This is a genomic window from Ciceribacter sp. T2.26MG-112.2 (genome assembly GCF_900492205.1).
GTDB classification, from domain to species: Bacteria; Pseudomonadota; Alphaproteobacteria; order Rhizobiales; family Rhizobiaceae; genus Allorhizobium; species Allorhizobium naphthalenivorans_A.
Genome location: NZ_UEYQ01000002.1, coordinates 95453 through 110196, shown reverse-complemented (window position 1 = coordinate 110196; position 14744 = coordinate 95453). Strand labels below are relative to the sequence as shown.

14 protein-coding genes are annotated in these 14744 nt (G+C 64.1%); 8 read left to right on the top strand and 6 right to left on the bottom strand.

Annotation, left to right across the window (positions count from 1 at the left end; all coding sequences use genetic code 11):
- The first annotated feature begins 26 nt into the window (after nucleotides 1–26).
- From DYZ14_RS04095 to DYZ14_RS04060, 8 genes are all read left to right on the top strand, one after another.
- Entirely contained in the window at nucleotides 27–1169 is a 1143-nt protein-coding gene (locus DYZ14_RS04095) for a M24 family metallopeptidase (RefSeq protein WP_154719508.1), read from the top strand.
- 158 nt (nucleotides 1170–1327) lie between these two features.
- On the top strand, nucleotides 1328–2239 hold the full coding sequence (locus tag DYZ14_RS04090) for a dihydrodipicolinate synthase family protein (protein WP_154719507.1): 912 nt from the start codon (nucleotides 1328–1330) through the stop codon (nucleotides 2237–2239).
- Between the two features lie 88 nt (nucleotides 2240–2327).
- Nucleotides 2328–3353, top strand: coding sequence for an Ldh family oxidoreductase (locus DYZ14_RS04085; protein ID WP_154719506.1), 1026 nt, complete (start codon nucleotides 2328–2330; stop codon nucleotides 3351–3353).
- A 181-nt stretch (nucleotides 3354–3534) separates the two neighbouring features.
- Nucleotides 3535–4281, top strand: a complete 747-nt coding sequence (locus tag DYZ14_RS04080; protein ID WP_154719505.1) for an SDR family oxidoreductase — start codon at nucleotides 3535–3537, stop codon at nucleotides 4279–4281.
- A 23-nt stretch (nucleotides 4282–4304) separates the two neighbouring features.
- Nucleotides 4305–5150, top strand: a complete 846-nt coding sequence (locus DYZ14_RS04075; protein ID WP_154719504.1) for a fumarylacetoacetate hydrolase family protein — start codon at nucleotides 4305–4307, stop codon at nucleotides 5148–5150.
- A gap of 107 nt (nucleotides 5151–5257) precedes the next feature.
- Complete coding sequence (locus DYZ14_RS04070; RefSeq protein WP_154719503.1) at nucleotides 5258–5974, top strand: FadR/GntR family transcriptional regulator; 717 nt, start codon at nucleotides 5258–5260, stop codon at nucleotides 5972–5974.
- Nucleotides 5975–5994: 20 nt separating this feature from the next.
- Complete coding sequence (locus DYZ14_RS04065; protein WP_154719502.1) at nucleotides 5995–7197, top strand: mandelate racemase/muconate lactonizing enzyme family protein; 1203 nt, start codon at nucleotides 5995–5997, stop codon at nucleotides 7195–7197.
- Nucleotides 7198–7229: 32 nt separating this feature from the next.
- Nucleotides 7230–8150 carry a DMT family transporter gene (locus DYZ14_RS04060; protein ID WP_232365429.1) on the top strand — a complete coding sequence of 307 codons (921 nt, stop codon included), beginning with the start codon at nucleotides 7230–7232 and terminating at the stop codon, nucleotides 8148–8150.
- 178 nt (nucleotides 8151–8328) lie between these two features.
- Here the strand turns inward: DYZ14_RS04060 and DYZ14_RS04055 are convergent, their stop codons facing one another.
- The 6 genes from DYZ14_RS04055 to DYZ14_RS04030 all read right to left on the bottom strand — a co-directional run bounded on the left by DYZ14_RS04055 (nucleotide 8329) and on the right by DYZ14_RS04030 (nucleotide 14694).
- Nucleotides 8329–9333, bottom strand: coding sequence for a TRAP transporter substrate-binding protein (locus DYZ14_RS04055; protein WP_154719501.1), 1005 nt, complete (start codon nucleotides 9331–9333; stop codon nucleotides 8329–8331).
- Between the two features lie 50 nt (nucleotides 9334–9383).
- Nucleotides 9384–10661 (bottom strand): TRAP transporter large permease, encoded by a 1278-nt coding sequence (locus DYZ14_RS04050; protein ID WP_154719500.1) that lies wholly within the window; start codon nucleotides 10659–10661, stop codon nucleotides 9384–9386.
- Entirely contained in the window at nucleotides 10661–11194 is a 534-nt protein-coding gene (locus tag DYZ14_RS04045) for a TRAP transporter small permease (RefSeq protein ID WP_154719499.1), read from the bottom strand. The genes DYZ14_RS04050 and DYZ14_RS04045 overlap by 1 nt, the downstream gene beginning before the upstream one ends.
- An 11-nt stretch (nucleotides 11195–11205) precedes the next feature.
- Nucleotides 11206–12381 (bottom strand): fumarylacetoacetate hydrolase family protein, encoded by a 1176-nt coding sequence (locus DYZ14_RS04040; RefSeq protein WP_154719498.1) that lies wholly within the window; start codon nucleotides 12379–12381, stop codon nucleotides 11206–11208.
- Between the two features lie 178 nt (nucleotides 12382–12559).
- Entirely contained in the window at nucleotides 12560–13276 is a 717-nt protein-coding gene (locus DYZ14_RS04035; protein WP_154719497.1) for a FadR/GntR family transcriptional regulator, read from the bottom strand.
- Between the two features lie 32 nt (nucleotides 13277–13308).
- On the bottom strand, nucleotides 13309–14694 hold the full coding sequence (locus DYZ14_RS04030; protein ID WP_445292278.1) for an FAD-binding oxidoreductase: 1386 nt from the start codon (nucleotides 14692–14694) through the stop codon (nucleotides 13309–13311).
- Nucleotides 14695–14744 lie beyond the last annotated feature (50 nt).

The window sequence follows — 14744 nt, the reverse complement described above, 5'->3', positions numbered from 1 at the left end:
TCCCGACGATCCGAAAGACAATGCCAATGACCGCCCACCCGACCTTTGTCCCGATCTCGCCCGAGGAAAGAACCGAGCGCCTGGCGCGACTTCGGACAACCATTGTCGAAAAGGGGATCGGCGCCGTGCTGCTCGGCTCGACCGAAAGCCTGCGCTACTACACCGGACTGGTCTGGCATCAGAGCGAGCGCCTGCTCGGCGCCGTGGTCACGCCGACCGCGCTGCATTACATCGTGCCGGGGTTCGAGCAGAGCCGCGTCGAAAGCCTGCCGCACCTGCCGGGCGAGATCCATGTCTGGCAGGAAGAGGAGGATAGCGCCGCCCTCGTCGCCTCGCTCGTCGGGCCGCGCGACACGCTGGCGCTCGACGATGCCTTGCCGCTGTTCGTCTATCACGCGCTCGCAAGGCGGTTCGGCGCGGACCGCCTGATCGACGGCGCCCCGGTTATTCGCCGCCAGCGCCTGCGCAAGTCCCAAGCCGAGATCGCCATCATCCAGTATGCCATGAATCTCACGCTCGAGGTCCACAAGCGTGTTCACGCCCTGATCAGACCGGGCATCCGCGCCTCCGAAGTCGTCCGCTTCATCGACGACCAGCACCGCGCGGCGGGAGCCGAGGGCGGTTCGACCTTCTGCATCGTCTCCTTCGGGGAGGCCACATCCCTGCCGCACGGTGCCGACGGAGACCAGGTCTACAAGCCAGGCGACGTCGTGCTGGTCGATACCGGCTGCCGCTTCGACGGCTATCATTCCGACCTGACGCGCACCTACATGCTCGACGAGCCGACCGCCGAGTTCGCGCGGATCTGGGCGATCGAGCGGGAGGCGCAGCAGGCGGTGTTTGATGCAGCTCATCTGGGCGCCCCGTGCGAAAGCCTCGACGCGGCCGCCCGCGCCGTTCTCGTCCGCCACGGTCTCGGCCCGGACTACACGTTGCCCGGCCTGCCCCATCGGGCCGGCCATGGTCTCGGCCTCGAGATCCATGAGCAGCCCTATATCGTCCGCGGCAACCGGACGCCGCTGGAAGAAGGAATGTGCTTCTCCAACGAGCCGATGATCGTCGTCCCCGGCCGCTTCGGCATCCGCCTCGAGGACCATATCCACATGACCGAGAGCGGGCCGCAATGGTTCACCCCGCCCGCCAAGGGCCCGACCGAGCCCTTCGCTTGATCGCCAGCATCGGCGCCCGGAGGAAGCCGGGCACCCCTGTGGGAAATTAAGGCTCGCTCACACTGCCTCCCACTCCATGAAAATTCCTGCGCCACCCCTCCTTGCCGTCTGTCGACAAATTGTATACTGATATATCACACCAACCCAAGGAGATTGCGATGACCACTGGCTGGCGCGGCGTTATTCCCGCTGTAACGACCCAATTCAACGAAGATCTGTCGATCGATTTCGAAAACACCCGCCGGGTGCAGGACGCGCTGGTCAACGACGGCGTGCACGGCCTGATCGTCATGGGCACCTGCGGCGAGAACAACTCGCTCGATCCGGATGAAAAGCGCGCCATCCTCAAGGGTGCCGTCGAAGTGGTCGCCGGCCGCGTTCCGGTCATCACCGGCGTCTCCGAATTCGACACCCGCCGCGCCGTCGCCTATGCCCGCGACGCCGAAAAGGCCGGCGCCGACGGCCTGATGCTGCTGCCGGCCATGGTCTATGTGCCGAAGCCGGAAGAACTGGTCGCTCACTTCAAGACCGTGGCCGAGGCGACCTCGCTGCCGATCATGCTCTACAACAACCCGCCGGCCTACCGCGTCAACATCGGCACGGACGTACTGCGCGCGCTCGAAGGCGTGGCCAATATCAAGGCCGTCAAGGAAAGCGCCCCGGACACCCGCCGCTTCACCGACCTCATCAATGAATTCGGCGATCGCTTCGACATCTTCGCCGGCCTCGACGACGTGGCGCTGGAAGGCATGATGCTCGGTGCCAAGGGCTGGGTTTCCGGTCTCACCAGCGCCTTCCCGCAGGAATCGGTCGCGCTCGTCGCGGCAATCGACCGCGGCGACTGGGAAGAGGCCCGCCGCATCTACCGCTGGTTCATGCCGCTGCTGCACCTCGACGCCGAGCATGACCTGGTCCAGACCATCAAGCTCGCCGAACAGATCATGGGCCGCGGCTCCGAACGCGTCCGCATGCCGCGCATGATCCTCCAGGGCGCCCGTCGCGCCGAGATCACCGCCATGGTCGAAAAGGCCGCCGCCACCCGTCCGTCGAAGACGGCAAAGGCCGCCTGAGCCGCATCCGGCCCGTCCTGCAGAACTCCGGGCCGCCAGCCGCATCGCGCTGGCGGCCCTTTCTTTTCAATCCGACAGAAAGCCACCCATGCCCCAGGATCTCCAATACATCCGGCTCGAAGACGCCAGGCGCCTCGCCATCGACCTGCTTCGCGCGGCCGGACTTTCCGAAGGGCATGCCGAAGCGATCGCGAAGTCCGTCGTTTCGGCCCAGCGCGACGAGTGCTATTCGCACGGCCTGTGGCGCCTGCTCGGCTGCGTCGCCACGGTGCGCAAGGGAAAGGTCGATCCGAAGGCCGTGCCGACGGTTGACGCTTCGGCACCCGGCATCGTCAAGGTCGACGCCAAATATGGCTATTCCCTGCTCGCCTTCCGGGAAGGCCTGCCCGAACTGATCGCCAAGGCCAGCCACCTCGGCATCGCCGCCATGGCGATCAACCACTGCTATCATTTCTCGGCACTCTGGCCGGAGGTCGAGGAAATCGCCGAGGCCGGCCTGGTGGCGCTCGCCATGACGCCGAGCCACAGCTGGGTGGCGCCGGCCGGCGCAAAGAAGCCGGTTTTCGGCACCAACCCGATCGCCTTCGGCTGGCCGCGCGTCGGACCCCATCCCTTCGTCTTCGATTTTGCCACCAGCGCTGCCGCCCGTGGCGAGATCGAATTGCATCGCCGCGCCGGCAAGCCCATACCGCTGGGCTGGGCAATCGACAGCGACGGCAATGACACGACCGATGCGGCCAAGGCGATGAATGGCGCCATGCTGACCTTCGGTGGGCACAAGGGTTCGGCGCTGTCGGCGATGATCGAACTGATGGCCGGCCCGCTGATCGCCGACATGACGAGCGCCGAATCCATGGCTTTCGACGACGGCGCAGGCGTCGCTCCATGCCACGGCGAACTGATCCTCGCGCTCGACCCCAAGGTCTTCCTCGGCGGCGCCATGGAAGAGCATATGCGCCGGGCCGAGGACATGTTTGACGCCATCACCGGCCAGGGCGCCCGCCTACCCTCTCAGCGCCGCTACGACGCCCGCGCCCGCAATGAAAGCCTTGGCGTTCCGGTGCAGACCACCCTGCTCGATGAATTGAGGGCACTGTTGCCCTCGCTCGTCTGAGCCTCGTATGTGATGGTCCCGACGCGCGGTCGGAGAACTCTGGCGGGCCAATGATCGAGGCTGATCGAAAAGCCGTCGAAACTCTTGAAAAAAGGGTTGTGCTGATGATCGTTCACGGTCACATTGTCGATCGTCGACTTAAGAGGTCTGACAACATGACAACACGGGAGGAGCATCCATCATGACGTCGCTGAGCGACAAGAAGGCCCTGATCACGGCAGCGGGCCAAGGGATCGGCCGGGCAAGCGCGCTTGCCTTTGCCCGCGCGGGCGCAAGCGTGGTGGCGACCGACATCAACGCCGATGCGCTCGACAGCCTGGCGACCGAAGCGAAGGAAGCCGGCCTTGCGATCGAGACCCGCGTGCTCGACGTGTTGAAGGACGAAGGCGTCGAGACGGTCGTTTCCGAGAACGGTCCCTTCGACATCCTGTTCAATTGCGCCGGCGTCGTGCATGGCGGCACGGTGATGGACATGGCCGACAAGGATCTCGACTTCGCCTTCGATCTCAATGTCCGCGCCATGATCCGCACCATCCGCGCCGTGCTGCCCGCCATGCTGGAGCGCGGTGACGGGTCGATCATCAACATGGCCTCGGTCGCTTCCAGCGTGAAGGGCGTGCCCAACCGCTGCGCCTACACCGTCACCAAGGCCGCCGTCGTCGGGCTGACCAAATCGGTCGCCGCCGACTACGTAACGCAGGGCATCCGCTGCAATGCGATCTGCCCCGGCACGGTGGAAAGCCCGTCCTTGCAGGACCGCATGCGCGCCCAGGGTGATTATGACGCCGCGCGCGCCGCCTTCATCGCCCGCCAGCCCATGGGCCGCCTCGGCACGCCAGACGAGATCGCCGATCTCGCCGTCTACATCGCCGGTGCCACCTATACTTCCGGCCAGGCCTTCGCCATCGACGGCGGCTGGACCATCTAATTCTTCTGGAAAGGACAAATCCCATGAAACTCATGCGCGTAGGCCAGCCCGGCCAGGAAAAGCCCGCCCTGCTCGACAAGGACGGCAAGATCCGCGACCTGTCCGCCCATGTCGCCGACATCGGTGGCGCAGCCATCTCGTCCGAGGGCTTGGCGAAGATCGCTGCCCTCGACCCGGCCTCGCTGCCGGAACTGTCGGCGGACGAGCGCATCGGCGCTTGCGTCGCCGGCACCGGCAAGTTCATCTGCATCGGGCTGAACTATTCCGATCACGCCGCCGAAAGCGGCATGGCCGTCCCGCCCGAGCCGGTGATCTTCATGAAGGCAACCTCGGCCATCTGCGGCCCGAACGACGACGTCTTGATCCCCCGCGGTTCGGAAAAGACCGACTGGGAGGTCGAACTGGGCGTAGTCATCGGCAAGACGGCCAAGTATGTTTCCGAGGCCGAGGCCATGGACTATGTCGCCGGCTACTGCGTCAGCCACGACGTCTCCGAGCGCGCCTTCCAGACAGAGCGTGCCGGCCAGTGGACCAAGGGCAAGTCCTGCGACACGTTTGGCCCGATCGGCCCCTGGCTTGTCACCAAGGACGAGATAGCCGATCCGCAGAACCTGAAGATGTGGCTCAAGGTCAACGGTGAGACCATGCAGGACGGCACCTCGGCCACCATGGTCTACGGCATCGCCCACCTCGTTTCCTATCTCAGCCAGTTCATGTCGCTTCACCCCGGCGATGTCATCTCCACCGGCACGCCCCCCGGCGTCGGCATGGGCATGAAGCCGCAGCGTTATCTGAAAGCCGGAGACGTGGTCGAACTCGGCATCGACGGCCTCGGAACCCAGAAGCAAACCTTCAAGGCCGACCGCTGAGACGAGATGTGGCAGGTGGGCTGTCAACACGGCCCTCCTCCCTTCAAAACGCTCTTGGCAGTTTCAGAAACCTGTAGTACAGGTTTTTGAAACCCGTAGGATTAGCCATGAGCATTCCCCATTCTTCGGCGCCGATCACGGGCGATCTCGTCACCGGCGCCGTCGCGCATATCTCCTCCCTTATCCGGCAGGGCGAACTGCGGCCAGGCGACAGGCTGCCCTCCGAAGCGAGCCTGAGCCAGGAGCTCAAGGTTTCCCGCACCGTCGTGCGCGAGGCACTGCGCTCGCTCGCCGCGCTGCGCCTGATCGACCTGGGCGCCGGCAAGCGCCCGACCGTCGCCGTGCTCGACGACAGCTCCATGGCGCTGACCTTCCGCCACGGCCTGTTCACCGACCAGATCGACATCCGCCAGCTGCTCGATGCCCGCCGCACGATCGAGGCGCGCACCGCGACCCTCGCCGCCCTGTTGCGCACCGAGCGCGAGGCGGCCGAGATTCTCCGTCATGCCCAGGCGATGCAGGATGCGCTCGATCGCCCCGCCATCGTCATGGAACACGACCTGGCCCTCCACCTTGCCATTGCCCGCGCCTCGCACAATCCCGTCTTCGCTCTCATCATCGGCGCCATCGAGGGGGTGATCGTCGAGACCTGGCCGATCGGCTGGAAGAGCCGCGCCGACGATCACGAGCGCATGGCGATGAACCGCCTGCATCTCGACCTCGCCCAGGCGATCGCCGATTCCGATCCCCAAGCCGCCACACGATTGATGAACCGGCATTTCGACGAGAGCCTGAAGGCGCTCGCCTCAGCCGGCCTGCTTTAGCATTCAGACAGGAGCCCTCCATGAAAATCACCCGCCTCGAAACGGTGCGCGTCGCCGAGCGCGCCAATCTTCTCTGGCTGCTCGTCCATACCGATGAAGGATTGACCGGGCTCGGCGAGACCTTTTTCGGCGCCGAGACGGTCGAGGCCTATGTGCATGAATATATCGCGCCGCGTGTGATCGGCCGCGATCCGCTGGAGATCGACAGGCTGTCCGCCGATCTCGTCGGCTATCTCGGCTTCCGCTCGTCGGGCGCCGAGGTGCGCGGCAATTCGGCCTTCGACATTGCGCTCTGGGATCTGTTCGGCAAGGCGACCAACCAGCCGATCGCCCAGCTTCTGGGCGGCTTCACCCGCCGCGAGATCCGCACCTACAATACCTGCGCCGGCACCGAATACATCAAGAAGGCGACCGGACAGACGACGGCCAATTACGGGCTTGCCGAAGGCCGCGACTATGACGACCTGAACGGTTTCCTCCATCGCGCCGACGAACTGGCCCACTCACTGCTGGAGGAAGGCATCACGGCGATGAAGATATGGCCGTTCGACGCCGCCGCCGAAAAATCGCGCGGCCAGTACATCTCCATGCCGGATCTGAAACAGGCGCTTCAACCCTTCGAGAAGATCCGTGCCGCCGTCGGCGACAGGATGGACATCATGGTGGAGTTCCACTCCATGTGGCAGCTGCTGCCGGCCATGCAGATCGCCAAGGCGCTCACCCCCTACCAGACTTTCTGGCACGAAGACCCGATCAAGATGGACAGCCTTTCGAGCCTGAAGCGCTATGCCGAAGTGTCCCCCGCCCCGATCTCCGCTTCGGAGACGCTCGGTTCGCGCTGGGCCTTCCGCGACTATCTGGAGACCGGTGCCGCCGGCGTCGTCATGCTCGACATTTCCTGGTGCGGCGGCCTGTCGGAAGCCCGCAAGATCGCCGCCATGGCCGAGGCATGGCACCTGCCGGTCGCCCCGCATGATTGCACCGGCCCGGTGGTGCTCTGCGCCTCGACCCATCTGTCGCTCAATGCCCCCAACGCGCTGGTGCAGGAAAGCGTGCGCGCCTTTTATCGGACCTGGTACAGGGATCTGGTCACCGCCCTGCCTGAAGTGAAGAACGGCATGATCACCGTGCCGCCGGGCCCCGGTCTCGGCATGGAACTCAACCCGGATCTCGAGCGGGCCTTTACGGTCTCCCGCCGCATCTCCGATGCATCCACCATCTGAACGCCGCAAGAACTCGACGGAAGAAGACAGAAATGGCAAACACCTCTGAAACCTACGGCAGCAGCCGATACCGCGCCATGGCAGGACCGGCGGTCATGCTGCTTGGCATGCTGATGTTCGCGCTCAACGATGCGATGGGCAAATGGCTCGTCGCCAGCTATGGCCTCGGCCAGGTCATCCTGATCCGCAGCATAGCCGCCTTGCTGATCCTTTCGCCTTTCCTCTGGCTTGCCGGCAGGAAGCCGATCCTTGAGGCGGAGCAGCCACTGATGCAGCTGGCGCGCGTCGTCTTCTCGACGATGGAGGTCTTCTGCTTCTATTACGCGGTCATGTACCTGCCGCTAGCCGACGTCATGACCTACTGGCTGGCAGCCCCGATCTATGTCGCTGCCGCCTCGCCGCTTCTGCTCGGCGAAAAGGTCGGCTGGCGCCGCTGGAGCGCGATCTTCATCGGTTTCGTCGGCGTCATCATCACGCTCGAGCCGTCGAGCGCCATGTTCACCATGCCGGCGATCATCTCCATCATCGGTACTTTCGCCTTCGCCTTCATGCTGCTCTCCGGCCGCAGCCTGCGCGGCACGCCCGACAAGACGCTCGTTCTGTTCCAGGTGGGCGGGGCCGGCCTTGCCGGCCTCGTCTTTGCGCCGTTCGACTGGACGCCGCTGACGTCCGTGTCCGAGATCGCGCTTCTCGGCCTGCTCGGCGTCGTGGCCATGGGCGCGCATATGCTGGTCAACCGCGCCCTGAAGATCTCGGATGCGGCAACGGTTGCCCCGCTGCAATATACCCTGCTGCTCTGGGCGATCCTGTTCGGCTGGATGTTCTTCGGCGACGTGCCGCGTCTCACCATGCTGCTCGGTGCCGCTCTGATCGTCGGCTCCGGCATGTTCATCTTCTTCCGCGAACAGCAGTTGAAGCGTCGCGAGCCGGATCGCCCGCTCGACCTTCCCTGAACCGACGCGCATCCGCCCGGTGGATTGAAAAGGGGCCGCCCCCGATGCGGCCCCTTTTCGCTGCCGGGACTCCGATCGGTCAAGGCTGCCAAAACGAAACGGCCCGGGAGGTTATCCTCCCGGGCCGTCTTCATTCTTGTCCGGCCGCGACTGGCGCGGCCGGCATATCGATATCGACTTACTTGCGGATCTCGGCCAGGTTGGCGAGGATAGCATCGACGACATCGGCGCCGATCTCGGCCTTGTGCTTTTCGTAGACGATCATCGACTTCTCGCGGATGCGGGCCTGTTCCTCGTCCGACAGGGTGTTGACCTCGAGACCGGCGGCCTTGATCTTCTCCAGCGACTTCTTGTTCAGATCCTGGATGACCTTGCGCTCTTCGTCACGTCCGACTGCGGCGCAATCACGAAGGGCTGCCTGCTCTTCCGCGGAATAGGTGTCAAAGATCGCCTTCGAGAAGAGGAAGAGGAACGGCGTGTAGGCGTGGTTGGTCTCGGTGACGAACTTCTGCACTTCGTAGAACTTCGAGGTGTCGATCGTCACATAGGGGTTTTCCTGGGCGTCGATCGCCTTGGTTTCCAGCGCCGAGAACACTTCGCCGAACGCCATCGGGGTGGCATTGGCACCGAGATTCTGGAAGGTGTCGAGGAAGATGTTGTTCTGCATGACGCGAACCTTCATGCCCTCGAAGTCTTCCCACTTGGTGACCGGGCGAACGGAGTTCGACAGGTTGCGGAAGCCGTTTTCCCAGTAGGCGAGGTTGATGAGGCCTGCTTCTTCGAGCTTCTTGTTCATCTGCGTGCCGAAGTCGCCGTCGAGAACCTTGTAGGCCTCGTCAGCGCTGGCGAACAGGAACGGAAGGTCGAAGACGCCGAGTGCCGGCACGATGCCGACCAGCGGCGAGGACGAGGTGACGACGGCTTCCTGAACGCCCGAGCGCAGGGCCTGGGTTGCCTGAAGGTCACCGCCGAGCGCGCCGCCCCAGAAGGCGGTGAGCTTGAGCTTGCCGCCCGACTTCTCGTCCAGGCAGGCCTGCATGGCCTTGATGCCGTTGCCGACGGGGTGATCGGCATTGATGCCGTTCGAAACGCGGATGTTGCGCTCGGAGAACTCGGCGAAGGCCGGAGCGGCGGCCGAGCATGCGAATGCGATGGCAGTCGTGGTCAGAAGAAGCTTTCTCATATTATCCTCCCATTGGATTGTTGAGTGAGAAGTCTGGTGCTCGCGGGCTGTCAATGCAGCCAGCGGGCGGGGACGAGAACCAGGTCCGGGAACAGGACCAGGATGAAGAGAACGAAGACCTGAGCGAGCAGGAAGGGCCAGACGCCGATCGTCACCTTGCCAAGCGGCACGCGACCGACGCCGCTGACGACGTTCAACACGACGCCGACCGGCGGGGTCAGAAGGCCGATGCAGGTGTTCATGATGAACAGGACGCCGAAATAGACCGGGTCGATGCCCGCCTGCTTGATGATCGGCATCAGCACAGGCGTCAGGATCAGGATGGTCGGCGTCAGGTCCAGCGCGGTACCGACGACCAGCACCACCAGCATGATGACGAACATCAGCAGCGTCGGGCGGTCGATCAGGGGCTCGATGAAGCCGGTGATCTCGGCCGGAATATTGGCAGCCGTGATGAGCCAGGCCGAAACGAGCGCTGCACAGACCAGGAACATGATCACGGCCGTCGTCTTGGCGGCCTGAAGGATGACATGCGGCAGTTGCTTCGGCGAAAGCTCACGATAGATGAACATGCCGACGAACAGCGCATAGGCGGCGGCCACGACAGCGGCTTCGGTCGGCGTGACGACGCCGGCCTTGATACCACCGAGAATGATCACCGGCATGCCGAGTGCCCAGAGGGCGCGACCGGTGACCCGCAGACGTTCCTTCATCGGTGCACGCGGCAGGGCTTCCACGTTGTCCTTGCGCACGACGATCAGCCAGGTGACGATCAAGGCTATGCCCATCATCAGGCCCGGCACGATGCCGGCCATGAAGAGTTGCGTGATCGACACGTTGGCGGCGACACCGAAAACGATGAAGGCCATGGAGGGCGGGATGACCGGCGCGATGACGCCGCCCGCGGCAATCAGGCCGGCGGAACGCGGCACGTTGTAGCCGGCCTTGGCCATCATGGGAATGAGAATGGCGGCAAGCGCTGCCGTATCGGCCGCGGCGGAGCCGGAAATGCTGGCCATGATGACGGCGGCCATGATCGCCACAATGCCGAGACCGCCACGGATGTGGCCGACGCAGGCGATGGCGAAATCGATGATGCGCTTCGACAGGCCGCCGGCATTCATCAATTCACCCGCGAGGATGAAGAACGGAATGGCGAGCAGCGTGAAGGTGTCTGCGCCCGCGATCATGTTCTGGGCAATGATCTGGGTGTTGAACATGCCCATGAACCACATGAGCACGACGCCGCAGAACATCAGCGAGAAGGCGACCGGCACGCCGACTGCCATCGCGCCCAGGAGCGAAACGATGAATACGAGCAAAGTCATCAGGCACGCTCCGAGAGATGCTCGAGGGACATGTTCTCGCCGGCGAACGCGGCAATCTCTTCTTCGGTGACGCGCCCGGTCAACAGGCGGAACAGACGCTCCAGCGCGATCAGAACGATCCCGGCGCCGGTGAAGAAGCCGATACCGTAGATCCAGATCATCGGCAGCTTGGTCACCGGTGAGGTCATGCTCGCATTGATCGGCGCCTGCTTCCAGGTGCCCCAGAAGAAGATCGCCGATACGGCGATGATGACGATGTTCGACAGGATCATGCAGACGATCCGGCCCTTGCGGCCGAACAGCATGACCAGCGTTTCCACGCCAAGATGCGAATGCTCGCGAAACGCCACGACTGCCCCGATGAAGGTCAGCCAGACGAAGAAGTAGCGTGACAGTTCGTCGGAGATATTGAGGCCCGAATTGAAGCCGTACCGCATCACCACGTTGACGAAGACCATCACCGCCATGGACGAGAGCAGGAAGATCAGCAAGAATTCAAGAATTCGATAGAATGTGTCGATTGCCTTTTGCATGGCCATCCCCCTCACACCTTGTCCAGAAGGCCGCGGGCGGCCAGATTTCGGATCAGAGCCGTCACGCCGAAGGTCCATTCGCCACAGGTGTCGCTGCGCTCGACCCAGTTGACAAGCCGTCCGAGCTTCGGAGTGGCAATTTCCACGCGGTCGCCGAGCTCGTGGGTAAAACCCTGACCGGCACCGCGGCGATCCTTGACCGGCGCGAACATGGTGCCGAGGAACAGCACCGCGCCGTCCGGATATTGATGATTGCGATTGAGCAACTGGCGGGCAAGATCGGCCGGCTTGCGGCTGATCGCCTCCATCGGGCTTTCCCCGGTCATGACGAACCCGTCCTTGCCCTCGACCAGCAGCGAGACCCGGACCCGGCCGAGATCGTCGAGCGAGAAGCCGCTGTCGAACAGGCGGATGAAGGGACCGATGGAGCACGACGCGTTATTGTCCTTGGCCTTGCCGAGAAGCAGGGCGGAGCGACCCTCGACGTCGCGCAGGTTGACGTCGTTGCCGAGAGTAGCACCGACAATTTCGCCGGTGGAGCGCAGAACGAGCACGACTTCCGGCTCGGGATTGTTCCACTCCGAGATCGGGTGAATACCCACCTCGGCGCCGCAACCGACGGCCGACATAGGTTGAGCCTTGGTGAAGATTTCCGCGTCCGGGCCGATGCCGACTTCGAGATATTGCGACCACAGAGCCATGTCCTGCAGCAGCACCTTGACATGAGCGGCCTGCTCGGACCCGGCCACCACGCCGCGCAGGCTGTCGCCGAGGACCGGCGCCAGTCGCTGGCGGATTTCCAGGGCGCGGGTCGCGTCGCCCTTGGCCTGCTCCTCGATCACCCGCTCCAGCATGCTGTCGGCAAACGTGACGCCCGCCGCCTTGATGGCCTGCAGGTCGACCGGCGCCAGAAGCGTTCCAGCCTTACCGGACAGGAAGTCATCCAGCGAGCCGAGCTCGGGAAGGTCGCTTGCGCTCTTCAGGCGGGCCGCGATGCCGTCGATCTCCAGGAGCGATGATACGGTCGCGGCGATGGACGACAGGTCGAGCAGCCGGCCATTGCGGACCAGAACGGGACAAGGGCCCGAGAGCGCCGCCGACCACACGCGTCCGACCAACAAGGCCTCGACGGCATCGTCCGGCAAGATCTGCCCGGCGCTCAACGAATGCGTGGAACTCAAAACCATCCTCCCGTCTTATTCCCATCAGGCTCACCCTCCAGGGAGCCTTGCCTAATTGTCAGGATGTCTGACAACAGAACCTAAACCGTTTTAATCGGTCTCGTCGCACCTGTCTAGCAGCGAAATGCCGCTTTCCCGACTCAATTTAGCCCGGACGTCTCTCGGGCGGACGACAAGGGCGAGGTCAGTAGGATTCCAGCGTCAGGCCGAGCCTTCCGGTGGCTCCCAGCAGGTGACGGCGCATCGCCTCGCGCGCCCGCTGCGGATCGCGGCTGGCAATGGCCTCGCGGATCGCCAGATGTTCGGCGATCGTCACCTCGACGATTTCCTCCAGCACCGCCGCGGCCCGCGCGGCATTGATCGCAAGGCTGATGCGTTCGGCAATGAAGCCGATGAACAGTGAAAAATACTCGTTCTTGGTGGCAGCGGCGACAACGCGATGAAAGGCGAGGTCGGCAACGATGCCCTGGTCCGTCCATTTGTCGGCGCCCGTCATGGCCGTCAGCGTCTCGTCCAGCTTGTCGAGGTCGCCCCGGTCGTGATGCACCGCCGCCAGGCCGGCCGCCTCGATCTCGAGCGGGAGGCGCAATTGGAACAACTCGCGAAAGCTCTCGCGGTCATGCAGGTCGTCCTGCTCGATGCGGATCGATTGCCGGCCCCGATGCTCGGTGACGAAGGCGCCGACGCCCTGACGGGTTTCCACCAGTCCCTCGTTGCGCAACTGGGCAATCGCCTCGTGCACGACGGAACGACTGACGCCGAAACCCTTGGCAAGAACATGCTCGGTCGGCAGTTTCTCGCCGGGCAGGATGCGGCCTTCCGCAATGTCGCGGGCAATCTGCGAGGAGATGCGCGCCGGCAAATGCTCGTTACGCCTGATCTGACCGAAACCCACCGTCATGCCGCCCCCTCCTGGCCGTCTCCGGCGTTTGTCTACGAATTGTCCACAAAGTTCAATTGGCAACCCGGATTCATGACGAAAGTCGGATCGACCGCTCCCTTCAGCGCCGTCAGCAGCTTGCGCCGAACCGCCGGCAAGCGGGCCTCGAAATCCGCCTTCTTCAACCGTCCAATGCCATGCTCTGCACTGATCGAGCCCTGGTAGGTGTCAAGCACGGCATTGATCGCCCCCTTCGCGGCATAGATCTGCGCGGCGCATTCCTGGGGGGAGAGACCTGCGGGCGGCAGCACGTTCAAGTGGACATTGCCGTCACCGACGTGGCCGTAGGAGACGCTGACACAATCCGGCAGCGCCTCGGCCACCGCCGCCTCGGCATCGCGGACGAAATCGGCAAGCCGCGACAGGGGCACGGAGATATCCGTGCGCAGATGCGGCCCCCTTTTGGCCTGGCCCTCGTTCATTCCTTCACGGAAGAGCCAGAGATTGCGCGCCTGGCTTTCCGATGTGGCGATGACGCCGTCGGCGACCAGCCCCTCTTCCATCACGCCCCCGAGGAAGCGCTCCATCAGGTCGGCAATGTCGACCAGCCCGGATCCGGAGATTTCCATCAGCGCATAGGCCGGATAGTCGCCTGCCATCGGCATGGCGAGATCGGGGATCGCCTCGCGCGCCAGGACGAAGGCCAGCGGCGGCATGAACTCGAAGGCCGAGAGCAGGTCGCAGCAATCGCGGCGGGCCCGGCGATACAGGGAAATGACGTCGTCCAGCGCGTTGAGGCCAACAAGCGCCGTCGCGACCTGGTCCGGCTGGGGCATGAGCTTGACGGAGACCGCCGTGATGATCCCCAATGTTCCTTCCGCGCCGATGAATATCTGCTTCAGATCGATGCCGCGATTGTCCTTGCGCAGCGTCGACAGTCCGTCGAAGATCGTGCCGTCGGGCAGGACGACCTCGAGGCCGAGCACCAGTTCGCGCGTCATGCCATAGCGCAACACGTTGATGCCACCGGCATTGGTCGAGACATTGCCGCCGATCCGGCAGGACCCTTGCGCGCCGAGCGCCAACGGAAAGAACATGCCCTGACGCGCCACGGCATCCTTGAATTCCGAAAGGATGCAGCCCGCTTCGACCACGGCGGAGAAATCGTCTGCGTCGATGCGTCGGATCTGGGCCATGCGCTCGAGGCTGATCACCACCTGGCGTTCGGGCTGGTCCGGCGTCGCGCCGAGCACGAGACCGGTATTGCCGCCCTGCGGCACTATGGAAAGGCCGAGCGAAACGCAGGCCCGCACGGCGTCGGCGACCTGCTCGGTCGTGCGAGGCCGCAGCACGGCAACCGCGCCGGTCGCCACATCGCCATGCCAGTCCCGGCAATAACGTGCGACCTCATCGCCGACCAGCACCATGTCCGGCCCCAGCGCCCGGCGAAGCGCCTCCTGCTGGTCACCCGACACCACCACCGCCTCGC